Below are 23,614 nucleotides of genomic sequence, written 5' to 3'. Positions count from 1 at the left end.
TAGAGTTTTACAACACAAAAAGGCCTCACATGAGTCTCGACTATAAGACACCTGTTGAAGCCTCAAAGTGCAAAGGGAAAATCCCCAAGAGGTGGAAAAGCTATAGAGAGGAGTACCTTGAAAATCAAAAAATAGGATAGGTGCCCAAGTTTTGGTACCTTTAGTCCTGTGAGGGGTTTCCTTCCGGGCTACGCCCTCCAGTCAACCCCTCACAGGACTAAAGGCTAGAAAGTCAACATAAAGCAGGATTAATAACAACGTAACATTAACCGAGTCAACCTTTTTCAGGAAACCACATTTACCCCATTCATCGGCTCTGCGAGCCTCGAATGGGGGTTACGACAAATCGGACCTCCTCGCGGAGGTCCTTACCCATTGACTCTCTGATGAATGTCTCGTGGTAAGAACATTCTAATGCGTAACCCCTGGTCACTTTTCGGACATAATAAAGGGTGCAGGCTACCTAGGTAGTCTGCACCCTTATATGATCGGTTGTTATCGGCTTACTTAGAAAGCTCTTCTAGCTTAGCCTTAACCTCGTCAATGTCGTGACCACGAAGGAGTACCTCGCCCTCTGGTGAGAAGAGGATAAAGGTAGGTACGCCACTTACGCCATAGAGCTCTACGCCCTTGCTTTGAGCATCTTGCATGGTTGCCCAAGTGATTTTGTGGGTCTTTACCACCTCTGCATAGGCAGCGCCATCATTATCTCTTTCCCATACAGCGATGCTAACAGAAGAGAGGATCTTGCTATACTGCTTCTCAACCTCTGCTAGAGTAGGCATTGACCTCTTGCATGGGCCACACCAAGAAGCAAAGAAGTCGAGAAGGAAGTACTTACCCTCCTCACGGAACTCGCTTAGCATCTTGCTTTCGCCAGCAGGGTTAACGATCTCGTAGTCTACAAACTTACCACCTACACTAGTGCTAACGGCAGCCTTAGCCATGTTGTAGCGAGCTTGTAGGTCCTTGTCGTTTTTGATCATGCTTCCTGCAGCATCAAAGTGCTCAACATACTCTGCATCGTCGTACTGACCAGCAAGGTATGAGAAGGCTGTGTAGTCTAGAATGGTATTGCCCCCATCGGTATAGTACTTCTCGCTGATAGCTCTATACTCCTTGAAGAAGTCTGATTGGAGCTGGTTGATCTCGTTGATAAGCTCCTCAGAGGGCTCCTCACCTTCTGGTACTGTAGCCATCTTGGCATTAATGAGGTCGGTGTACTTCTTATTGACTGCTGCCACTTCGTCATTGAGGGCCTGAACCTTTACGAAGCTACTGGTTTCTTTGCCCCCACGAACTAAATTGGTGTTGCCGGCCTCGTCGGTTTGTTGTGTCAGGGTATACTCACCCTCTTCGCAAGAAAAAGCGATTGGGGTCTCCCCTACCATTATAGTCCTTGCTACAGTGTCATCAGCTGGAGTGGTGTAGACGAAGCCACCATTTTGGATTAGTACAGAGTCTATCACCTCATTGTTGATATCATAGACCTTAGCATAAGTCCCATTGATTCCCTCAGAAAGTCCAGTAGCTGTTAGCTTAAACTCCTTTTGGTTGGGTTGGCATGCGATAGCAAGCAGTGCCATAGCACTTGCTAATACGCCTAGTTTTAGTGAAATTCTTTTCATGATAAATAATTCATTGTTTAATGACTATTACTTCTATCACGCAAAGGTATAAAAATAAACCAATATAGTGTACGTTTGTGGGTTTATTTTACACTTATTGGGGTGGTAATCGGTCCAAAATTGTGTAGATGTCTGCTTTTTTTGGTATCTTTAGCCACTTTTATAAGTGAGGGGAGGTGCAGTACATATTTGTATCTACTAGCGAGTAACTAGTGGTTGAACTTTTTTTAGAAAGGATTAAGATTATGGAGCAAGAGAATACTCTTTTGACGCCTAGTGAGGAGAAGAATAATGTGACCCCAACAGAGGTGACACAGACTGATGGTGCTGAAGCTACGAAGGAGCAGCCTACGGAGAGCGAAGAGCTTGAGAAGGTGGATACTTCGGCATTTTCGGTTGCCGAATTATTGGATCATCTGTCTGAAATGATCAATAAGGAGCAGCTGCCAGAGCTCCAGGAGATGAAGCGTCTAAAGCGAATGATCAACCACCAAGAGCCTATCGCTAATGACGAGGAGGAGCTTGATGAAAAGGAAGAGACTGGCGAAGAAACCCCTGAAGCATCGGCCGACTCCAAGGATGAGTTATTGACAAGGTTCATCAATCTTAAGACCAGGTTCCACGAGCTACAGGCTAAAAAAGAGGAGGAGGAGAAGGCCGAAAGACGCCTCAATTATGATAAGAAGTTAGAGCTGATTAAGCGCCTTGAGGCCAATCTTGAGTCTACTGACGACTTCTTTAAGGTGCGTAATGAATTTGAGAATATCCGTAATGAGTGGAAGAATATAGGTCATGTACCTGAAAATCTACGCTCTGATCTGCTCAATCAATACTCTACTCTGCTGGAGAAGCACTATGAGATTAATAAACTCAATAAGGAGGCGCAGGAGTACGACTTCAAGCACAATCGTGTGGAGAAGGAGGGCTTCATCGCTAAAGCACGTGCTCTCGCAGATGAACCTGATATCGTGAAGGCCTTCAGAGAGCTCCAGACGCTCCACGATATGTGGAAGGAGACGGGGCCTGTGGCGCCAGAGTTTAGAGATATTATGTGGAAGGACTTTAAGGATGCCTCCACAGTGATCAATAAGCGTCATGATGATTACTTCAAAGAGCTCAGGGAGAAGGAGGAGCAGAACTGTGCTCATAAGATGGAGATTATTGAGAAGCTTGAAAATCTCTTAGTAACCCTTCCAACTACTCGTAGAGGATGGAGAGAGTATGAAGACCAAATGGAGGCGATCCGTAAGGAGTGGAAGTCGGCTGGTCGTGTACCACGGGCTAAGCTCAATGAGGTAAATATGCGTTTCCGTGTGGCGGTAGATGAGTTTTATCTACAGCGTAGGACGTTCCTCCGCGAACTGAGCGAGGAGATTACTCCTAAGCTGGAGCGTATGCGCGAGATCGTAGCTGAAGCCGATGCCCTTAAGGAGAGCACCGATTGGCAATCAACTGCCGATAAGCTGAAAGCTCTGCAAAAGGAGTGGACGGTGATCTCTAAGCTGGGTACCCGAGTAGGGGAGGCTCAGAAGCTTTGGAGGCAGTTCCGCAAGGCGTGTGATACTTTCTTTGAGGCAAAGAAGGTCAATCATAAGCACTTCTCTCGTGAAGAGAACCTGGAGAGGAAGCTGGAGATCGCTGATAAGATAGAGGCTCTGGAGGCTAAGAAGCTGGAGGATCCGACTGCCGAACTAGCTGAGATTGAGGCTGAGTGGGCATCGGTTGGCCCTGTGCCTGATGATCAAAAGAGCGAGGTGCTCAATAGATATTATGGTGCTCTAAGACGTCTGAAGGGGATGGACGATAGCCGTCGCAGTCCTCGTAGGAGAAACGATAACCAGCGTGACAACAATCGCCGTGATCGGAGACCACGCAAGGTGGATATGAAGAAGGATCTTACCGAGCTATCTAGCAATGAGCTAAAGGATGAGCGGAGTATGATCAATGGCAATATCTCTGCACTCGAGGAGGAGCTACGCCAGTATGAGAATAATATTGGTTTTTTCAATGCTTCGCCAGATAATCCTATGGTGATGCAGATACAGAAGAAGATTGATGCACTTCGTGAGAAGATTGAGTCGCTGGAGGGGCGTAAGCGTGAGGTAGCTGAGGAGATCAAAAATCCTACCGCTAAGGAGGAGGAAACTCCAAAGACAGAAGAGCCAGCTGAGACAACTGAATCTACTGAGACAACTGAGGCTTAAGCCTTATTAAATGATGGAAGGAGCCATGCTTTTAACGGTGTGGCTCCTTTTTAATGAGACTGTTGCACGAAGGCGATCTGCTGCGTTGCTTTCGGAATTCGGCCTCGGTCACGTACGTGAGTACGCTCCCTTCGGTCTCATCCTCAGCGCCTTGCATCTCATCCTTCGTGCAAAGTCTCAGCACATTTGATTTAAATGTGCGAGAATGGCACTTCGTGCAACATTCTCTTAATGGTATGGTGGTACACTTCTTTAATCCTGGTTACGAAGCCTCTATTCTTAGAGGTGTAGAGCATTATACCCCGCCTAAAATGGTTCGTAGGCTGAGGGAGGACCTACAGACGCTTCCTATCTACTATGCAGGAGATGAAGATAAGGTCTTGGTCACAAGGAGGTTGCCAGAGGAGTTGCGGCACTCTCGGCTGACGGCACATCTGCCTGTGGGGGCGGAGTTGATACCATGGGGGTGGGGACCTGAATTGCGTGGGCTTTTTCCATCTATTAAATTGCCGTATAGCTCTGCTGAGATGGCTTACTTCGCCAGTAGGGAAAGAGGGATGGAGCTTTGGCATAAAGTCTTTGAGGCATCGCCAAAGTGCTTTCGAGATACTCCCCCTCGTAAGGTGGAGCCATCGCTGGCATTATCGCCAGGTCGGTGGGTGCTTAAGGAGGACTTTACCAGTTCGGGTCGTGGCATTGAGATGCTGGATAGTAGCAACGTGGATATCACTGAAGTGTTGCAGACAAAGTGGGTTCAGACCCCTCCGAGGTCACTATTTATTGAGCCCTATTATGAGATTGTCTATGAATTGGGCTTTGAATACCAGCGGAAGAATGGAGCGGTAGCATATTTAGGTCATCATCGAGCCATCACCCACAAAGCACAGTACATAGGAAGCTATCTAGGTGAAGCGTCATTGGGAGTAGATATTGATGCCTACGCAGAATGGGTACGCCAATCCTTGCAAGAAATGGAGCTCTACGATTATGAAGGAATTATCGGGGTGGATACAGCCCTTTATCATTGGGCTGATGGCTCACTGCATTTCGTTCCTTGTTTGGAGGTGAATATTCGCCCTACAATGGGCTTTGTAGCTCTATCTCTAGCCCAAAGGTATCTCGGTAATAGGGGTGGACGCTTTGTGATTGCGAGGCGTGATGATCCTATTATTCGGAGGTTGACTGATTCTAAACCGCTCTACCTCTATGACGATTCCACATTGGTAGAAGGTGCTTATTTGCTTTCTCCTATCCTTGATAATACCTATTTCGTGGCTATCTTAGAGGTAGGACTGAAGCATTAAAAACTCCTTGCAACATTCTTTTTATAGGCATATTTATACCAAAGAAGAGTATATATTCGGTTGTTTGTTTTGCAAACTACCGAATTCTTTGTATCTTGCAAGCGAAAAGGAAATGTATTCACTATTAGATGAAGTATAAGATGCAAGAGTCGTTGGAAAAAACTAAGTCGCAGATGCGCAAGGGGGTAATGGAGTATGCCATTCTCTTGATATTACGTCATCGGGAGGCCTATAGCGTAGATCTCATCAATATCCTTAAGGAGAATGACCTGATCGTGGTGGAGGGGACTATCTACCCTCTACTCACTAGGCTCCGTAAGGAGGGACTGATCAAGTATACGTGGGTGGAAAGCTCGCAAGGGCCTCCTCGCAAGTATTACGTCATCACGGATGCCGGTAGGGTCTACCTAGATGAATTACGAAAGCTATGGGTATCGATGAGAGATTCTGTAGACCTGCTAGATAACGAGACACCCTCTTGGGGTACTGGCACCTCACGAACTGGTTTGGAGTTTGCCGAAGGGGAGTATGTTATCTCCACCCGTGATGATGACCGCTTTATCCAAAAAGAGGATGAAAAGGCTGTGAATGATCAAGAAGAGAAGTAATACACACCACACACATTACCAATATGAAAAAGACAATAAGCGTTAATCTAGCCAATCGCAATTTCTATGTAGAGGAGGATGCCTACTATGTGCTAGACCAGTATATCAAGGGGATCCGCGAATATTATCTTGCCGATGACCCAGAAGGGGAGATCGTTGGGGATTTTGAGATGAGGCTCGGGGAGTTATTTGCCGAAAAAATGAGACTGGGGCACGAAGTAGTGACCCTCGACCTAGCTAAAGAGGTGATTTCTCAGCTGGGGCGAATTGAGGATTTAGAGGCTCCGGAAGGAGGAGAAGAAGAGCCATCAGTGCAATCATCTTCGGGAGAGTCTTCACAGCCAGAGACTTCTGAAGCTTCGGCGAAAAAGGAGGAGACCTTTGCCGAGAAGCTCAATAAGAAGCTCTACCGCGACCCGAAGCATAAGTGGTTGGGCGGTATCATCGCAGGACTATCTGTGCACCTTGGTGTGGATGTGGCACTTCTCAGACTAGTGGCTGTTCTACTCCTCTTTACACCACTCAATTGGATCTTTGTGGTGCTCTATATTGTGGGGTGGATGGTGCTCCCTGAAGCCACTGAGGCAACCGACCGACTGCGTATGGAGGGTAAGCCACTCACTAGCCAAAACCTTTGGCAGACGATTTCAAGTGAAACACCAGGCGTCCAAACGGATGAAACTTCTGTGGAGCCAGAGACGGAAGTAAAGGAGAAGCGTCGGAATAATATCCTTTGGTGGATAGTGGCCTTCTTCCTAGTCCTATTTATTGTGGGAGCTTTGATTTGGGGGATTGTGGCTATAGGTGAGGGCACATTTTTCCCTGGTCTTCCCTTTGGTGACAGTAGTTCCACCGTATGGGTGGTAGGGCTGTCCATTTTACTTGCTATTTTTGGGTTGCTTTTAGCTTTGATGATTCTAGCTGGCATCATCACTCTAGTCTATATCTGGCCATTCAGTATCATCATGCGCTCCAAGTCGCTAAATACAGCCACTAAGATAGTGATTATAGCACTTTGGATTATCCTCACTACATTCTGGATTTGGTTATAGTTTTGTAAGTTCTCAATAAGCAAGGCGGGCTACATGAGTGATCATATAGCCCGCCTTCATTATAAATACGTTGCGATTACTTCTTCAAATAGCGATCCATCCAATCAAACCAAGTACGGTAGAATAGAATGCCATTTTGTGGCTGAAGAATCCAGTGGCTCTCATCGGGGTAGTAAAGGATACGAGCTGGGATGCCTCTTAGCTTAGCAGCATCAAACGCCATAAATCCTTGTGAAGAGAGGATGCGGTAGTCTCTATCACCGTGAGTAACGAGGATTGGGGTATCCCACTTATCCACAAAGCGATGAGGAGAATTGGCATAGGTGTGGCGAGTAGTGGCATTATCTTCCCAGTAGGCACCACCCATATCCCAATCGGCAAAGAACTTCTCCTCCGTCTCAAGGTACTGAGCATCGAAATTAAAGATACCAGCGTGGGCCGCTAAAGCCTTGAAACGACCCTCGTGGTGGCCTGCCATCCAGTAAGTAGTGTAACCACCATAGCTAGCACCCGTACATCCTAAGCGGTCGGCATCTACATAAGGCTCCTTTGCCACCTCATCAATAGCAGCTAGTAGGTCCTTCATATTCTGTCCGCCCCAGTCGCCCGAGATCTGCTCATTCCACTCCTTGCCAAAACCAGGCACACCACGGCGGTTAGGTGCCACCATAATATAGCCGTGAGAGGCAAAGGTGCGGAGATTCCAGCGATAGCTCCAGAATTGGCTCACCGTGCTCTGTGGCCCCCCTTGGCAATAAAGGATCGCAGGGTACTTCTTATTAGCATCAAAATGAGGAGGAAGAACCACCCACGTGAGCATCTTCTTGCCATCGGTAGTGGTGATCCACCGCTTCTGTATCTCAATATTTGGAATGGTAGCAAGGAGTGCGTCATTCTCAGTGCTCAGCTTCTCCATCGTTGCCTTCGCTCTCCTACGCTTTGGTGCTTGGAAAGCATAAATATCGGTGGGGTGCTTCATCGATTGCAAGGTGTAGAGGAAGTCCTTGCTATTACCAGCAAAGCCCACTACATCGGCCATGTCGTAGTCAGTGATTTTGGTTGCCTTGAGACTCTTAATATCTATCTCAAATAGATTGCCCAGCCCTTGGTCATTGGAGAGGAAACGGAATCCCTTATCCCCCTCTAGCCACTCAAACTGATCTACCCAAAGCTCATAATCGCGGGTCACAAAGGTCTTCTCCTTGGTCTCAAGATTCATCATGAAAAGACGGTTGAGGTCTGCCTCATACCCATCCCGCTCCATGCTGGTCCAAGCAATATACTTACCATCCGACGAGAACTTCGGCGTATCATCGTAGCCCATCATTCCCTCGGTGAGGTTAGTGGTGGTGCCGGTCGTTAAGTCGAGCAGATAAATATCAGTATTGGTAGAGCGCGCATACGCCAACCCCTTCAGCTTCTTGCAGCTATAGGCAATCGCCTTCGAATTAGGGTGCCAAGCCAGCTGATCAATCCCACCAAAAGGCTCTATAGGTAGCTCGTAGCTCTCTCCCTTAGGAAGTACATTCGTGAGCTTTTGTGAGATCGCAAGCCCTTCACCCACCTCGGCGATGTACGATTGTGGGTACTCAAGGGTCCAGTGATCCCAATGCTTGTACATTAAGTCATCGTAGATCCGTCCCGTTGCCTTATCGAGGTCGGGATTCTCTTGCCGCATAATGCTAGGCGTTTCCACCATCCGGCTAATGATCACCTTAGAGCGATCGGGTGCAAAAAGGAAACCTGTGACATCAAAGTCAAAGTCCGAAAGCGCCTTCTTCCCCGTGCCATCTACCTTGATGATCCCCACCTGTGCGTGCGCCCCCTCCGTAGAGATATAGGCTAGGGTCTCATTATCCAAGAAAATAGGCGAGTGCCCCTTGAGGGGAAGCACCTTTTTTTCTCCCCCTTTGCCCAAAGTCGATAGCACCATCTCCGTGGTACTGCTATTCTCCTTTACATTTGGAAGGGTTCGTGTGTAGACATAGCACTTGCCATCGGGCGAAAGCACCGGCGTCGATAGTCGCCACATTTGCATCAGCACCTCGGGTGTAAATTCAGTAGGCTGTGTGTCGCCTACGGGTGCTGCTGTGGAGTGAAGTATTGGCATACTACTCATGAGTAAAGCTGTAGAAACAGCGGTTAAAATGTTCTTTCTCATCGTATAAAAAATGATAAAAATAGAAATATTCCCATTTGAATGGCTAAATTACAAAATAAAAGTCTAACTTTGTGGGAAATGAGGGAAAAACTCCTATATTTGATAGGAAAAGGAATCATTCAAACCGACTTATATAGAATATGATGAAGAAAGTACAGTATGTAGCAATCGTAGCAATCGCCCTGCTCACAGCAGGTGCCATGACTTCTTGTAAACCAAAGCAGAGTGCCTATAAGGCTGTAATGGAGCGTGCACAGCAGAGAGAAATCGCTAAAGAGGCCGAGGAGACTCCTAAGGATGAGATCATCCCAGTGGTGACCGACAATGCCGATGTACGACCTGAAAAGGTGACCCCAGCCGTAGGAGAGGATGCCAGCGGACTTCGTAGGTACAGTGTGGTGATTGGTAGCTTCCTAAGCGTTACCAATGCCAATTCTCTTAAGGCTCGTATGGCTGATCAAGGGTACAACCCCATCCTAGCACAGAATGAGCAAGGTATGTATCGTGTGATCGTCACTAGCTTCGACGATAAGAGCGACGCTGTAAGAAGCCGTGAATCCATTAAGAGTATGTATGCCGATAAGGGACTCTTCCAGGATGCATGGATCTTGGAGCGTACCTATTAATCTGTGACTAGCTTTTATTTTTGAGATGAAAAAAGTAGAGACGTAATGGATATTGTTACGTCTCTACTTATTTTTTTCTATGCCAAAGAAAAGGAAGAATAACACCCACTGGAGGTTTGAAAACCCTCAAGCCAGCCCTCAGGAGAAACCCTATTATACCATAGGCGAGGTGGCAAGGCTCTTTAAGGTAGATGAAACGCAGCTGAGGTATTGGGAGCGACACACGCCCTTGGCACCTAAGCGGGCGGCATCGTCGGGTACTCGTCTCTATACTCAGGACGACCTGAAGCTGGTGGAGCGGATTCGCTACCTATTGATTGATAAAGGGCTCTCACTACAGGCGGTTGCGGAGCAGCTGCAGAGTGGAGGTGCGGTAGATACCGACCTTCAGATCCGTGAGAAACTATGGGAGGTGAGAGCAAAAGTGCTAGAGCTAAAGAGGGTGGTAGACCAACAATTGAATAATGCAAACAGCAGTAATGAATGATGCCAATTACGGCGATGGAATGTACCTAAAGGTGCTGGGCTGTGGCTCGGCACTCCCCAAGCCTGGACAGCAACATAGCTCACAGCTATTGCGTCTGCGGGAAAAAGTCTATATGATTGATTGTGGTGAAGGCACTCAGATGCAGTTGCTCCGCTTCGGTGGCTCGTGGGCCAATCTTCACCGCATATTCATCACCCACCTACACGGCGATCACTGTCTAGGTTTGCCCGGATTGCTCAGCAGTATGTCTTTGAGTGGTCTCGACCACCCTGTGCATATCTATGGGCCCGAAGGGATTGAGGCTTATGTCCGCTTTATCGTGGAGACCTTTTGTCGCGACGATGCCGAGCGAATCATTCCTCACCAGATCGATCATCGGCAGGTGCAAACGGTCTATGAGGATCATTCGCTAGTGGTCACCTCCTTTCCCCTCAAGCATCGGGTGCCCTGCATCGGCTACCGTTTTGATGAAAAACCAAAGCAACGGCACATTGATCGGGAGATGTGCGACTTCTACCAAATACCCATCGCCTACTTCGGACTCCTCAAGCAGGGAGCCGACTTCCAGCGGGAAGATGGTACCGTGATACCCAATCACAAGGTGACCAAGGCGCCCCGAGCACCCTATAGCTTTGCCTATTGTAGCGATACCGCCTACTTCCCTCCCATTGTGGAGACCATCAAGGGGGTGGATCTGCTATACCACGAAGCTACCTTAGGTGCCAAGATGACCGAGCGGGCAGCCGAAACCCTCCATAGTACCACCACCGATGCCGCTACCATTGCCCAGCAGGCCGAGGTGGGGCACCTCCTCATTGGGCATTACAGTGCTCGGTATGCCGCCCCAGCTCTAGTACAAGAGTTGCTCAGGGAAACTCAAGCTATCTTCCCATCTACTTTGGCAGCTGAGGAAGGGCTCACCATCGACTTTCAGAAATTACGAACACTATAATCCATTGCCCCCCTATGAAAATCCTACTTTGTGGCTCTGTCCATCAAAAGAGCGATCCAGAGACTTTCCGACAACTCATCAAGACGATCCTTGCGCTCCACCCTGAGCATTCTCTGCAGATCGAGCAGCGCCTCTACACCTATCTCCTCTCCGAAGGATTTTCACTTGGGGGTATCTCTATCTGCACTCCTAGAGGAGTGGTGGATACCGACCTGCTGATAAGTGTGGGCGGTGATGGTACCTTCCTACGCACTGCCAAGTTGATCGCCGGCACCAAGGCAGGCATTATCGGCATCAATTCAGGTCATCTCGGCTTCCTAGCAAGTCTACAGCCGGAGGACTTTCCCCACTTCTGGAAGGAGCTAGAGGAGGGCACCGCCCTTTCGGAAGAGCGCGACCTGCTGGAGTGCTTCGTCACCGACCCAGAGGGTAGGGAGACTTTCCGCGCCCTCACTCTCAACGAGGTGGCGGTGATGAAACGCGATACCGCCAGTATGATTTCAGTCGCCACCTATATCAATGGCGAATTGATTGCCAATACCGATGGCGACGGTCAACTCATCTCCACCCCCACTGGCTCCACCGCCTATGCCCTCAGTGTCAATGGCCCCGTCGTCCACCCACATAGCCCAGTGGTGCAGATATGCTCCATTGCTCCGCATACCCTCAATATGCGACCCATCGTGCTCCCCAATAGCGTCGAGATAGAGCTCCATATAGATAGCCGAAGCGGTGCCTTCCTCCTCGCTATCGATGGCAAAAGTCACCCCGAATCCATCGGAGCCACGGTGCATATCCGTCGGTCGGAAAAGCGACTCAAGGTGCTCCACTCACAGCACTACTCCTTCTACCAAACCTTACGCCAAAAGCTCATGTGGGGTCAAGACCCTCGCCTTTAATCCTCGCGTCCCCCGATTGAAGAGGTTCCATAAACGCACCCGACAGGGTGCCATTCAGATAGCCCCCGCATCGGAGGGGGCAGAAGCCCCCGAACGACCGGCGGGTAAAATAGTGCGATAATATCAATCGACCCTTGTGGTCGCACAACCTATAGCGGGGACAACCACCCCATCAGAAAATAGCGTCATCGGCACGGAAATAATCAATCAGCATCCATGGTGATTGGCTATCCATTCTGCCAAATAGATACTCCTCAATCATCTCCGACCCTAGATACCCTTTGCAAAAGGCAGCTTCATTTGGGGCTAATTCCCGCCAAGCAGCAAAGAAGTAAGTGCTATCGGGAGGGGCAATCGCAATCTGTAGCTTCCCAAAGTCTGGAGTACTTGACCCCTCGCCAAGAGAAGTCCTAGCACGCTGAAAAGTGGCATCCTCTCTAAATCGGTCTATAAATTGAGATAGCGGTTCACTGCCTTGATTAAAAGGTGCTTCGGCATCTTCAAAAATCATATTATTGGTATAATAATCCTTGTAAAGATCGTAGAGAGGCACCTCATTATTGGCTTCGGCGATCAGCTCCTCCGCTTCGTCTACAGAGAGACTGGAAGAAAGCGAATCCACTGGCCGTACTACCCGCTCCGTAGTAGTGACGATCTCTTTGTCGCTTGCACCTCTATCTCCATACTTGGTATAGAGCCAAACCCCTCCCAAGGCAAGTAATGCCACACCCCCTGAAATCAAAAGTCCCCTATGCTTTGACATGGTATTAAAGTATTGAAAATCTGTAGCAAAGATACTGAAATTATCGTAATCCGTGAGTGCTATTCGCAATACCTACAGGGGTTTACGCATTAGAAAGTTCACACCGTATGGTTTTCAGCTCCTCAAGCAGGAATAGCAGAAGCCCGAAGGGCTTCCATGGTCTATTAACCCAGCCTTCCCCCTCCGTAGGTAGGCGAAGCGTACCTAGAGGAGGAGAAGGTTGGGGAGAGGGGCAAGGCATCATCAACTACCCCGAAGGGGTTGCACTTTTACATCCATAAGCGATGGTGTATATGCAACCCCTTTGGGGTAGCTTATTTATAGTCCTTTCCCTACCCAAGCTTCACCTTCGGGCTCGCTAACGCTCCCCTTCAGGGGGAAGCTTGGGTTAATACACCATGAATCCCTCTTCGGGGTTTTCCATCAATCATTGATAAATAGACTCTTGCAATCCCCCTCCCCTTGAGGTGTTTTCTTCTCAATAAACAGCCCGCACATTTTCCGCTACGAGCAGGTCAAAAGTGGAGATGCAACTAAGCAATCGGCGAGATGCAACTAAGCATTTGCCGAGTTGCATCTCGCCGATCGCTTAGTTGCATCTCGGCAAACGCCTTCGTATGGTATTGAATTCCAATTGATTACGAAGGAGGTCTTGAAGCCCCTATTTTATTCAAATTTTGCATCTTAATTACTAGCTTGAAGAACGGGCTAGTGGAGTGCCCCGTGAGGTATAATCGGATGCCTGCTGACGCCCCCTGATAACCGTGAGCCACCATGGTAGACACCGCCCTCTCCTCTCATTCGGATGACTATATCTACCTCTCAAATGTTAAATTAATGGGGTAACCCTATTTTTTTACTATTAGAGTGAGAAATTGTTTGAGATACTGCAGAGATGTCGCAGTATCTAGTGCTATATTTGCCCCAAAAGAATAAACACATTAAGAGTAGTAGCACTATGATTTCGGGGAACATAACATTTAAATGTGATGAGTGTAAGCACAGATTTAGAGGTCCACGCATTGAGTACATGGCAACAGCCTTATCTTGTCCATTAAAGTGCCCCCACTGTGGTAGCTATCATACGTTACCATGGTCCCTTTTGGATTATTTCAACAAAAGTATATATAAGAAGATATGGGCTGATCGTGACCTCTATGAAAAAGGAAAGCAACAGAACCAACAATCCAAATGAGTCAACTATTGACATATCACAAAGCGAGCCAAACGCTTTCAATAATACATTTCTGGCACCCGCCACAGCGGTGAAATTAACCACCCACTAACTAACAATTTGTATACTATCATTAATAAGTAAATAATATGAGCAAAATTTATCAATCGTTCGTGTCAAAACTAGGTCGTGATGTTGTACCAGGTCTTTATGATTTTGTCGATAGAAAGTTCACATTTCTTATTGACATCCCTGATGACATTGCTCATCGATTGAGACGAGATTTTTACTTGTCTTATGATGAGGAAATTCTTATGTACAGTAGTATATTCCAAGTTAAAGGATACAATTCTATAATACCATTACTGCGTTCTTCTAAACAATTATCAGGGGATTTGCTTACTGACAAGCAGCTAATCTTTAAAGATGATGACTGTCAAAATAAAGAAGATATGATCGCAGTTGAGTGGAGTCGGATTGAGCAATTTACTTACAAAGATAGAACTTTATATCTCCATTTGCGTAATGGGAATGTTTTTGATCGTAATGTGTTTGCTTATTGGGGTTCAAATTATATTGATAAAGAAAAATTTGATGCTCTGGGATATGGAGAGTTATTTTGTGAGGCACTAAATGGGATTGTAGAAATTGCCAATAGTGAGAATCCTTTAACTGTAGTTTCCCAGATGATAGATGATGATAAGTTTGAGGAAGCAAGAACCTTATTGCAATCAACAATGGAAAGTTCAGAAGATACTTTTTTCAGACTTGTTTGCAAATATCGTTATGCTCAATGCTACTTTTATGAGGGTATGCAGTTGGATTGTGATGATGATAATCCTGATAGTGAGCAATGTAAAGAAAGAGATGGGCTATTGAAAGAGGCAATTACTCTTTGTAAGGATATTCTTGGCGAATTTGAGAGTGAAAGAAGGAAAAAGGATGATGGGTTAATTGATGGTTTGTGGCTGAGAGGTAGAGTTGCATATTTATTGGTATTTAGTTTTATCAATGTTTCTAATAACTTGGATTTGAATTTTACATTTGTTGAGGCTAGGAGATTTCTCTTCTATATTCTAGAAAGTGAAGATGAGGACCTCATTAAAGATGGAAAAGAAATACTAAATAATGCTTGGTCATTTAGAGTGGCATTAAAAAATGAAGAATCAGGTGCAGAGGAGTATATGTCATTTGCTGATGCGGTAGACTTTGATGAAAGAAGTGTAATGTTGGTTGTAAAGGACCAATCCGAACTTGCTGGTATGGTTGATGAGGAGGGGAATATACCTCTTGTTTGCACTGTTAGAGATTATCCGCCTAGCATTCAACTCCCTATTGGTCACCCAATAGCGAATACGTTATATTTTGCTCATCCCGTTAGACCTGATGTGTATCTTCCTTTTGAAACAGCATATGATGTATTATTTATTGAAAAGGTGAAAGAGTTCTGCTATCTCTGCCAATGTCTTGGCGCTACAGAAATTAAGTTTAAGATGACTAAAGGAAGTAGCTCTGCCAGCCAATCGAATATCATGAATAAGATCGGAGCAGAGGTCGGTGTGAAGGCTGTCAGTGTTAATGGTTCATTTGATGAAACTCTTGAGAAGAAAAATGCCTCAACAGAAAAAGGTGAGCATAAGATTACCTATACATTTGATCCAACAAATTACCCCTATGTCCCTAATGACTTAGTGTGGCTGAAAAATAATGAGGATTGGAAAATCCTCGTGCGTCAGCGCACGAATGGGGAAAATTTACTTAGCTATACGGAGAGTATTTCATCTTATGAGTCCTCTAATACGAGTGCCTCACATAACCTGCAGTTAAAAGCATCGTTCAAAAATTTAATATGTAAGGTGGATGCTTCATTTGAGCGGAATGTTGAGCAGACGTTTAGTAATGTTGAAGAGAAAGAACTCGTTATATCTGTGAGTTTCAAGTCTGTTGACCAATTGCAAAAGGTCAAGAGAGAAGATCCTGAGGTGGAAGTACCTATTATTGAGACCGAGGAGTATTCCGATACTGAAAAAGCTTTTATTGATGAGATTAAGTTCGCTATAGAAGAAGGTGGAACCATTACTCCTCTTCATAAAGTTTTTCTTGAGCAGGTTCGCAGTAAGCTTGGTCTCTCCAAAGAGGTGACTGATGCATTGATTGCAGAATATTCCGACCCTTACACAGAAAATGAAAAGGAATATATGAAGGCAGTCTCGGAATATATCGTTGATGGTGCCATTGCAGAAGGAAGTGATAGACTTCTTGTAAGACTAGCACAAGTGTTGGAGATTGATCAGGAGAGAGCGTTAAAGCTCCAATCAAAATGCCTCAAACAAAATTAATCATTGTTTAGTGGAATGGTGCTTGACAATTTGTTGTAGTTTTGGTCTACACATAGTCGAGCGATACTATTTTGAGTCATAATTAAGAAGTACAGATGATATGCAGAATGTTCAAGAACAAGTGAAGGAATTATGCCTATTGGCAGATATGGTTGTTTCCAACCCAAAAACCTCACTAGAGGTTATCGCTAAAGAAATCAATGTCGGTCCTGCTGTAGGTGCCTTTATTTCAGGACGATCAGCCATAGTAGGACCCATCATAATTGGTCAATTAAGACTTCCCTTTATCGGTAAGAAGGAGGTTAAGAATATAGTTATTAGGGGTACTGAAGTCTTATTCCCGACTATAAGCTATGTAATAGCTCCATTAGTGATGTCCTATTGGAAGAAGAATGCTCTAAAAAAGAAAATGGAAGAGATGAGGAAGATGCAGGATGAGGTTAATTCTACGCGATTCAAGATCATTAATTCAATGAAAGTCGTTGATAGCAATTATGGGCAGCTAGAGATTAGTAATCTAAACAATATGCTTGGACTCTTAGATACGGCAGTTTTAGACTTAAAGAGGTTATAGTAATTGTACGAAATTAAATAGTGAAGTTAACTAGCACCTTATATCTCATTAGTTAGTTAAGTCCTTTTCCTATTGTTTAGCTAGGGTGTGCAAGGAAGTTTGGGAGTGAAGCGATGAGCATCTTTTGTGGTGTTCATCGCTTTGCTTTTTATTGTGATTCTTTGTTTAGTTACTTGGTTGGCTGTACGTCAGTGAGTTCGCTTTGGTGATTGGGTGGGAGGGCTTTTTTTGTGTGGAAAAACTTTGGTGGGGGCTTTGTGGTGGCGGTAGTTTTTGGTATCTTGCACGAAAGGTAATTCTATCCAGTAACCATTTAATTAGAGTTGGAAACGTATGGAACAGGGAAAGGCAAAATTGATCGGGACGTTGGCTATAGCAGTGGCGATTATCGTGGCTGTAGCGATTGGAGGACATGCTCTTGTGCATCGTAATGATGGGCCTAAGACACTCAGTGTGAAGGGTGGGGCAGAGCAAGACTTTGTCAGTGACTTGGTGGTGTGGAATGTAACGATCCAGAGCCATTCGTCTACTCCATTGGAGGGGCTGAAGGATGTGGAGCGTCAGCAAAAGATACTTGCTAACTTTCTCACCACTCGTAAGGTGCAGGAGAGTGAGGTGGTCTTTGGACCCGTCTCTTATCGGGAGGATATCACCGGCTACTACGATCCTAAGCAGGAGCGGTATATTGAGATTAAGAATGGCTTTATCGTACAGCAAACTGCTACGGTGACTAGCCAGAGAGTGGATGAGATAGAGAATGTGGTGCGTGAGGTGGGTGAGCTGATTGCCCAGGATGTGACTGCCAACTCTGAGGATCCTCGTTATTACTACACTAAGTTGGCCGACCTGAAGCTACAGATGGTGGCGGCCGCCTCTGAAGATGCTCGTATGAGGGCAAAGCAGATTGCCGATGAGAGCAAGGCACGCCTGGGAGGGCTTCGGAAAGCGAGCCTAGGGACTTTCCAGATAATAGGGAAGCACTCTAATGAGGATTATTCGTGGGGTGGCAACTTCAATACCTCTAGTAAGGAGAAAACGGTGAGCATCACGGTCACTGCGGAGTATCTAGTGAAGTAAAGAAAACCCATAAATATCTCAGATCCCTCTACATAAGCATCTATGGATTTATTTCAGGCAGATTATGATCGGATAGAAGAGCTTCGGAAGCTTCTGGAGCGGTATGAGCAGGAGTACTATGTGCTGAATGCTCCTACCATTAGTGACCAGGAGTTTGACCTCTTGATGAAGGAGTTGGAGGCGCTGGAGGAGCAGTATCCCGACCGTGTGACTCCCGATTCGCCCACACAGCGGGTGGGCAGTGAATTTTGGAAGGAGGGCAAGCTGGGGAGGGTGAGCCAGTCTGAGGGGTCTACGTTTAAGCATCGCTACCCGATGCTTTCGCTTGCCAATAGTTACTCGTGGGAGGATACGCTGGACTTCTACCGGCGGGTTCATCAATTGGCGGGGAAGGATGCTGACTTGGTGGCGGAGCTGAAGTTCGATGGTACCTCTATCTCTATTATCTATGAAGGGGGAGTCTTGAGCCGGGCTTTAACGCGAGGTGATGGCACAGTAGGCGAAGATGTGACGAGGGCTATCCAAGCGATGGAGTGTGTGCCGAAAAGGCTTGCGGGCGATCATCTACCTAGCTATGTGGAGGTGCGTGGAGAGATCTTACTCCCTTGGGCGGAATTTCAGAGAATCAATAAGGAGCGTGAAGAGGAGGAGCTTCCTCCATTTGCTAACCCTCGAAATGCAGTGGCGGGAACCATTAAGACGAAGGAGCATGTGGAGGCGGTGATCCGTAGTCGTCGGCCGACCGCTTTCTTTTATTACCTACTGAGTGATGATGAGCAGTGGTTGCCAGACCTGCATCACGACCGCTTGGCGCTGATGAGGCAGCTGGGGCTCCCTGTGGATGAGCATAGCCAGGTATGCGATTCGCTAGAAGGTCTGAAGGCCTATCTGGACTATTGGGATACCCATAGGCATCAACTACCAGTGGCAACTGATGGAGTAGTGGTGAAGGTGGATAGCTATGCGTTGCACGCTCTTTTGGGCACCACGGCGAAGTCGCCCCGCTGGGCGATGGCCTATAAGTTTTCGGCAGAGAAGGCGTTGACGCGACTAGAGTCGGTCAGCTATCAGGTGGCACGGACGGGGGTGATGACTCCTGTGGCGAATCTGGAGCCGATAGAGCTCTCTGGGACTACTGTTTCGAGGGCTACGCTCCATAATGCAGATATCATTAGTGAACTGGATCTGCACATCGGGGACTTGGTGATGGTGGAGAAGGGGGGTGAGATTATCCCGAAAATCACCTCGGTGAGGTACGACCTTAGGGATGAGAAGACGGGTGCTGCGGTGACGATGCCTAAGGTTTGTCCGGATTGCGGAACTCCACTGGAGCGTGAGGAGGGGTTGAGTGCCACTTTTTGCCCCAATGAGTGGGGCTGTCCGGCTCAGATCGAGGGTAAGATAGAGCATTTCTGTAGCCGTAAGGCGATGGATATCAATATCGGTCCTAAGACCATTCACCTGCTCTGCACTTTGCTGGGGGTGAGGAGTGTGGCAGATCTGTATGACCTTACTGAGGGGGAGCTTTTGAGGTTGCCTAGCTTTAAGGACCAGAAGGCGACCAATCTACTCAAGAGTATTGAGGCCTCTAAGGCGACCCCCTTCGATCGGGTGCTTTTCGGCCTTGGCATTCGTCAGGTAGGGAGTACGGTGGCAGCACATTTGGCCGATCACTTTCGGTCACTGGAGGCTCTGCGGTCGGCAAGTCGTGAGGAGCTTTTGGAGCTAGAGGATATTGGTCCTGTAATTGCGGAGAATATCCTGAGGTATTTTGTGGAGAGCCACAATGTGGAGACTTTGGAGCGACTAGAGAGGGTGGGGCTACAATTGCGGTTTACGGAAGATACTGCTCCTAAGCCAAAGGGTTCGCTACTGGAGGGGATGAGCATTGTGGTGAGTGGCATTTTCCATACCATTACACGTGACGAACTGAAGGAGCTGATTGTGGCGAATGGAGGTAAGAATGTATCGAGTATTAGCGGAAAGACGTCGCTGGTGATCGCTGGGGAGAATATGGGGCCAAGTAAGAGGGAGAAGGCTGAGAAGCTAGGAATTGAGATGATGAGCGAAGAGCAGTTTTTCGCTAAGTATGATGAATTGAAGGGGAGGTAATATAGATGCAGAACTTTGTACACTTACATGTCCACTCTTACTACTCTGTACTGGATGGACAGTCGTCAATAGAGGGGTTGCTGGAGCAGGCCAAGAAGAATGGACAGCCAGGGATTGCCCTTACAGATCACGGGGTAATGCTGGGGATTAAGTCTTTTTGGGACGCCCCTAAATCGATGAAGAAGAAAAAGATCAAGGATCTTACGAAAAAGCTCGAAGGGGCTTCGGAGGAGGATAAACCTAAGATCCTTGAGGAGATAAAGGGGTGGGAGGATTGGAACTTTAAGCCGATCATTGGCTGTGAGTGCTATGTGGCAAGGAACGGACGCCTGAGCAAGAAGGGGAAGCAGGACTTGAGTGGCTATCACCTGATTGTTTTGGCGAAGAATATGCAGGGGTACAAGAACCTCATTAAGATGGTTTCGAGGTCTTCGTCCGAAGGCTTTTATGGTCGTCCTAGGATTGATAAAGAGCTGCTGGAGGAGTATCATGATGGATTGATTGTGCTGAGTGCTTGTCTCGGTGGAGAGATTCCGCAGCTGATCATGAATGGTCGGCTGGAAGAGGCTAAGCAGGCGGTGCTATGGCATAAGGAGGTCTTTGGGGAGGACTATTATCTGGAGTTGCAGCGACACAAGACCGATAAGCCAAGGGGAAATCAGGAGACCTACGCTCATCAAGTGAAGGTGAACGAGGTGTTGGTGCAACTCTCTAAGGAGACGGGTGTAAAGCTGGTAGCCACTAATGATGTCCACTTTGTACGAGAGGAGGATGGGGAGGCGCACGATAGACTGATCTGCGTGAGCATGGCAAAGAACTACGAGGATCCTAACCGTCTGACCTATACTAAGCAGGAGTGGCTCAAGAGTACGGAGCAGATGGTGGAGCTATTTGCCGATATCCCTGAGGCGATAGCCAATACCATGGAGATCTTTGATAAGGTTGAGACCTATTCTATTGAGAATAAACCTCTGATGCCACACTTTGAGATCCCAACTGAGTTTGAGAATGATGATGACTACCTCCGCCATCTAGCCTATGAAGGGGCTCATAAAAGGTTTGGTGAGGAGCTGAGTGCTGAGGTAACGGAGCGACTAGACTTTGAGCTCTCTACCATTAAGAACATGGGTTTCCCTGGCTATTTCTTGATTGTGCAAGACTTTATTGCCGAAGCTCGCAAACTGGGCGTGGCTGTGGGGCCAGGAAGAGGTTCTGCTGCAGGCTCTTTGGTTTCCTACTGTCTGCGGATTACCGACTTGGATCCACTGAAGTATGACCTGCTTTTTGAGCGTTTCTTAAATCCTGACCGTATTTCATTGCCGGATATTGATATCGACTTCGATGATGACGGTCGGCAAGATATCCTGAGGTGGGTGACGGAGCATTATGGTAAGGAGCGTGTGGCACATATCGTTACCTATGGTACGATGGCAGCTAAGATGGCCATTAAAGACCTTGGTCGTGTACTTGGATTGCCCCTTTCGGAGACCAATGCTCTGGCAAAGATGATCCCTGACCGTATGCCTGAGGGAGGAAAGGTCAATATCAATAATACGCTGAAGCAGATACCAGAGTTTAGGGATGCCTATTACGAAGGTGATCCTCTCAAACATGATGTGATAGAATATGCACGGCAGCTAGAGGGAACCGTGCGTAATACAGGGGTGCATGCTTGTGGTATCATTATCGGTCAGACTGATATTTCGGACGTTGTTCCGACCTTTGTGACCACTGATAAGGATACTGGTGAGGACATTTTGGTGACACAATATGAGGGGAGTGTGATTGAGTCAACCGGCTTGATCAAGATGGACTTTTTGGGTCTTAAGACCCTCTCCATTATTCGTGAGACGCTCAATAATATTAAGCTTCGCCACGGGATTGATCTAGATATCTCTAAAATCCCTCTGGATGATGCCAAGACTTATGAACTATTCAGCGCTGGAAAGACTTCGGCTGTATTCCAATTTGAGTCTCCTGGTATGCAGAAGTCGCTGATGCAACTGAAGCCTACTAAGTTTGAGGATTTGATTGCGATGGTGGCACTCTATCGACCGGGCCCTATGGATAATATCCCCTCCTTTATTGCCCGTAAGCATGGTAGGGAACCAATTACTTACGACCTCTCTGTGATGGAGGAGTATCTTGAGGAGACGTATGGTATCACCGTATATCAGGAGCAGGTGATGCTACTTTCCCGTAAGATTGCCAACTTTACTAGAGGGCAGTCGGACTCTCTCCGTAAGGCGATGGGTAAGAAACTGATTGACCAGATGGCTTCGCTGAAGGAGTTATTTATGGAGGGAGGTCAGAAGAATGGTCACCCTGCGGAGATTCTAGAAAAGATTTGGGGCGACTGGCTCAAGTTCGCTTCGTATGCCTTCAATAAGAGCCATGCTGCTTGCTATGCTTGGGTGGCGTATCAAACGGCTTATCTCAAGGCTAATTATCCTGCAGAGTTTATGGCAGGTGTGATGAGCCGAAACCTCAATAACATCACGGAGATTACGAAGTATATCGATGAGAGTAAGAAGATGGGAATAGAGGTCTTCAATCCTGATGTAAACGAATCCAACTTCGCCTTTTCGGTGAATAAGGCTGGGCATATCCGCTTTGGACTGGGTGCTATTAAAGGCTTTAGTAGTTCGGCAGCTCGTGAGATTATTGAGGAGCGGCGCGAGAATGGACTTTTTGCCGATGTCTATGACTTTTTCGCTCGGGTCGAAGGAAAAGCGACCACTAAGAAGGTCTCTGAAGCATTAGTGCTGAGTGGCGCATTTGACTCTTTCGAGACTTTCACTCGTGAGGATTACTATCAAATGGAGGGCAATAAAGAGGAGACCTTCTTGGATAAGTTGATCAACTATGGCAATAGAACTCAGGAGGAGAAGGCACACTCAATGGGCTCTCTCTTTGGTGATGACCTCTTTCAAGAGATGGCGAAGCCAACGCTCTCGGAGCATGCTCCTCAGTGGAATGATATGGACCGCCTGAATAAGGAGAAGGAATTATTGGGCTTTTATCTCACAGCCTCGCCACTAGACCAGTATGCACTTCCACTGAAGTATAAGTGCAATATTGGAGTGTCAGAACTACGAGACGTGATGGATCATGTGGGGAAGGAGCTGATCTTCGGTGGCATTGTGACTGGGTTCCGTGAGATGATGACCAAGAAGAATACCAAGGCGGGCTTCATTAAGATACAAGACTACAATGGTGAAGGGGAGCTGGCTCTCTTTGGTGACTCCTACCTTAAGTACTCTATGTATGGCCGTGAGGGACTATTTATTTTGGTGCGTGCTGAGGCAGAGATGGGCTACTCGGGTGACCGTGCTTTCCTTAAGATCAATAGCATACAACTTCTGGAGGAGGTGGCTGATTCACTACTGAGCGATCTGCAGATTACTATCCCCACATGGGCTATTACTGAGCAGTTTTATGAGGATATTATGCCTCCGCTGAATAATTGTAGAGAGACGAAGGGGCCTATGTCCATAGGTTTTTATATCTTTGATAGCACTCAGGATGTTTATGTCAATCTAGAGTCGTCGCAGCTCTCAGGAGTATCGGTCTCTACGGAGCTACTAGATAAGCTGGCTCTTTATGAGGAGAGTGGGGTTAGTTTTGAATTGAAATGAACTATCTAGGCGAGTG

16 protein-coding genes are annotated in these 23,614 nt (G+C 47.0%); 13 read left to right on the top strand and 3 right to left on the bottom strand.

The window, feature by feature from the left end; all coding sequences use genetic code 11:
* Positions 1 to 503: 503 nt before the first annotated feature.
* The gene (locus A3GK_RS0100775; protein WP_018027623.1) at positions 504 to 1,628 is read right to left on the bottom strand and encodes a TlpA family protein disulfide reductase; all 1,125 of its coding nucleotides are present in this window, start codon (positions 1,626 to 1,628) and stop codon (positions 504 to 506) included.
* 245 nt (positions 1,629 to 1,873) lie between these two features.
* Between A3GK_RS0100775 and A3GK_RS0100770 the strand changes: the two genes are divergently transcribed.
* The 4 genes from A3GK_RS0100770 (at position 1,874) to A3GK_RS0100750 (ending at position 6,796) form a co-directional block, all read left to right on the top strand.
* Positions 1,874 to 3,832, top strand: a complete 1,959-nt coding sequence (locus A3GK_RS0100770) for a DUF349 domain-containing protein (RefSeq protein ID WP_018027622.1) — start codon at positions 1,874 to 1,876, stop codon at positions 3,830 to 3,832.
* Between the two features lie 236 nt (positions 3,833 to 4,068).
* On the top strand, positions 4,069 to 5,136 hold the full coding sequence (locus tag A3GK_RS0100760; protein WP_018027620.1) for a hypothetical protein: 1,068 nt from the start codon (positions 4,069 to 4,071) through the stop codon (positions 5,134 to 5,136).
* A gap of 128 nt (positions 5,137 to 5,264) precedes the next feature.
* Positions 5,265 to 5,744 (top strand): PadR family transcriptional regulator, encoded by a 480-nt coding sequence (locus tag A3GK_RS0100755; protein WP_018027619.1) that lies wholly within the window; start codon positions 5,265 to 5,267, stop codon positions 5,742 to 5,744.
* Between the two features lie 23 nt (positions 5,745 to 5,767).
* Positions 5,768 to 6,796 (top strand): PspC domain-containing protein, encoded by a 1,029-nt coding sequence (locus A3GK_RS0100750; protein ID WP_018027618.1) that lies wholly within the window; start codon positions 5,768 to 5,770, stop codon positions 6,794 to 6,796.
* 76 nt (positions 6,797 to 6,872) lie between these two features.
* Here the strand turns inward: A3GK_RS0100750 and A3GK_RS0100745 are convergent, their stop codons facing one another.
* Positions 6,873 to 8,957, bottom strand: coding sequence for a S9 family peptidase (locus tag A3GK_RS0100745; RefSeq protein ID WP_026161617.1), 2,085 nt, complete (start codon positions 8,955 to 8,957; stop codon positions 6,873 to 6,875).
* A gap of 143 nt (positions 8,958 to 9,100) precedes the next feature.
* On the opposite strand from A3GK_RS0100745, the gene A3GK_RS0100735 reads away from it, so the two are divergent.
* The 4 genes from A3GK_RS0100735 (at position 9,101) to A3GK_RS0100720 (ending at position 11,921) form a co-directional block, all read left to right on the top strand.
* Positions 9,101 to 9,583 (top strand): SPOR domain-containing protein, encoded by a 483-nt coding sequence (locus A3GK_RS0100735; protein ID WP_040575695.1) that lies wholly within the window; start codon positions 9,101 to 9,103, stop codon positions 9,581 to 9,583.
* Positions 9,584 to 9,662: 79 nt separating this feature from the next.
* Positions 9,663 to 10,070: a MerR family transcriptional regulator gene (locus A3GK_RS0100730; protein WP_018027614.1), complete on the top strand. Its 408-nt coding sequence runs from the start codon at positions 9,663 to 9,665 to the stop codon at positions 10,068 to 10,070.
* Positions 10,048 to 11,022 (top strand): ribonuclease Z, encoded by a 975-nt coding sequence (locus tag A3GK_RS0100725; protein ID WP_244860707.1) that lies wholly within the window; start codon positions 10,048 to 10,050, stop codon positions 11,020 to 11,022. Before A3GK_RS0100730 ends, A3GK_RS0100725 begins: the two co-directional genes overlap by 23 nt.
* A gap of 14 nt (positions 11,023 to 11,036) precedes the next feature.
* Positions 11,037 to 11,921, top strand: coding sequence for an NAD(+)/NADH kinase (locus A3GK_RS0100720; RefSeq protein WP_018027612.1), 885 nt, complete (start codon positions 11,037 to 11,039; stop codon positions 11,919 to 11,921).
* A gap of 172 nt (positions 11,922 to 12,093) precedes the next feature.
* On the opposite strand, the gene A3GK_RS0100715 is transcribed toward A3GK_RS0100720, so the two are convergent.
* The gene (locus A3GK_RS0100715) at positions 12,094 to 12,684 is read right to left on the bottom strand and encodes a hypothetical protein (RefSeq protein WP_018027611.1); all 591 of its coding nucleotides are present in this window, start codon (positions 12,682 to 12,684) and stop codon (positions 12,094 to 12,096) included.
* A gap of 1,323 nt (positions 12,685 to 14,007) precedes the next feature.
* Between A3GK_RS0100715 and A3GK_RS0100710 the strand changes: the two genes are divergently transcribed.
* The 5 genes from A3GK_RS0100710 (at position 14,008) to dnaE (ending at position 23,598) form a co-directional block, all read left to right on the top strand.
* The gene (locus tag A3GK_RS0100710; protein ID WP_018027610.1) at positions 14,008 to 16,197 is read left to right on the top strand and encodes a hypothetical protein; all 2,190 of its coding nucleotides are present in this window, start codon (positions 14,008 to 14,010) and stop codon (positions 16,195 to 16,197) included.
* Between the two features lie 100 nt (positions 16,198 to 16,297).
* Positions 16,298 to 16,771 carry a hypothetical protein gene (locus tag A3GK_RS0100705; RefSeq protein ID WP_018027609.1) on the top strand — a complete coding sequence of 158 codons (474 nt, stop codon included), beginning with the start codon at positions 16,298 to 16,300 and terminating at the stop codon, positions 16,769 to 16,771.
* A gap of 333 nt (positions 16,772 to 17,104) precedes the next feature.
* Positions 17,105 to 17,848, top strand: a complete 744-nt coding sequence (locus A3GK_RS0100700; protein WP_018027608.1) for an SIMPL domain-containing protein — start codon at positions 17,105 to 17,107, stop codon at positions 17,846 to 17,848.
* A gap of 42 nt (positions 17,849 to 17,890) precedes the next feature.
* Complete coding sequence (ligA, locus tag A3GK_RS0100695) at positions 17,891 to 19,960, top strand: NAD-dependent DNA ligase LigA (RefSeq protein ID WP_018027607.1); 2,070 nt, start codon at positions 17,891 to 17,893, stop codon at positions 19,958 to 19,960.
* Between the two features lie 5 nt (positions 19,961 to 19,965).
* Positions 19,966 to 23,598: a DNA polymerase III subunit alpha gene (dnaE, locus tag A3GK_RS0100690; protein WP_018027606.1), complete on the top strand. Its 3,633-nt coding sequence runs from the start codon at positions 19,966 to 19,968 to the stop codon at positions 23,596 to 23,598.
* Positions 23,599 to 23,614: the final 16 nt, after the last annotated feature.

Source organism: Porphyromonas somerae DSM 23386 (genome assembly GCF_000372405.1).
Lineage (GTDB): Bacteria > Bacteroidota > Bacteroidia > Bacteroidales > Porphyromonadaceae > Porphyromonas_A > Porphyromonas_A somerae.
This window is presented reverse-complemented; position numbering and strand designations above follow the sequence as displayed.

Bases quoted from the DNA above. Each gene is read 5' to 3' on its own strand.
- A3GK_RS0100775 (WP_018027623.1), bottom strand. From the start codon at position 1,628: ATGAAAAGAATTTCACTAAAACTAGGCGTATTAGCAAGTGCTATGGCA.
- A3GK_RS0100770 (WP_018027622.1), top strand. From the start codon at position 1,874: ATGGAGCAAGAGAATACTCTTTTGACGCCTAGTGAGGAGAAGAATAAT.
- A3GK_RS0100760 (WP_018027620.1), top strand. From the start codon at position 4,069: ATGGTGGTACACTTCTTTAATCCTGGTTACGAAGCCTCTATTCTTAGA.
- A3GK_RS0100755 (WP_018027619.1), top strand. From the start codon at position 5,265: ATGAAGTATAAGATGCAAGAGTCGTTGGAAAAAACTAAGTCGCAGATG.
- A3GK_RS0100750 (WP_018027618.1), top strand. From the start codon at position 5,768: ATGAAAAAGACAATAAGCGTTAATCTAGCCAATCGCAATTTCTATGTA.
- A3GK_RS0100745 (WP_026161617.1), bottom strand. From the start codon at position 8,957: ATGAGAAAGAACATTTTAACCGCTGTTTCTACAGCTTTACTCATGAGT.
- A3GK_RS0100735 (WP_040575695.1), top strand. From the start codon at position 9,101: ATGAAGAAAGTACAGTATGTAGCAATCGTAGCAATCGCCCTGCTCACA.
- A3GK_RS0100730 (WP_018027614.1), top strand. From the start codon at position 9,663: ATGCCAAAGAAAAGGAAGAATAACACCCACTGGAGGTTTGAAAACCCT.
- A3GK_RS0100725 (WP_244860707.1), top strand. From the start codon at position 10,048: ATGCAAACAGCAGTAATGAATGATGCCAATTACGGCGATGGAATGTAC.
- A3GK_RS0100720 (WP_018027612.1), top strand. From the start codon at position 11,037: ATGAAAATCCTACTTTGTGGCTCTGTCCATCAAAAGAGCGATCCAGAG.
- A3GK_RS0100715 (WP_018027611.1), bottom strand. From the start codon at position 12,684: ATGTCAAAGCATAGGGGACTTTTGATTTCAGGGGGTGTGGCATTACTT.
- A3GK_RS0100710 (WP_018027610.1), top strand. From the start codon at position 14,008: ATGAGCAAAATTTATCAATCGTTCGTGTCAAAACTAGGTCGTGATGTT.
- A3GK_RS0100705 (WP_018027609.1), top strand. From the start codon at position 16,298: ATGCAGAATGTTCAAGAACAAGTGAAGGAATTATGCCTATTGGCAGAT.
- A3GK_RS0100700 (WP_018027608.1), top strand. From the start codon at position 17,105: ATGGAACAGGGAAAGGCAAAATTGATCGGGACGTTGGCTATAGCAGTG.
- ligA (WP_018027607.1), top strand. From the start codon at position 17,891: ATGGATTTATTTCAGGCAGATTATGATCGGATAGAAGAGCTTCGGAAG.
- dnaE (WP_018027606.1), top strand. From the start codon at position 19,966: ATGCAGAACTTTGTACACTTACATGTCCACTCTTACTACTCTGTACTG.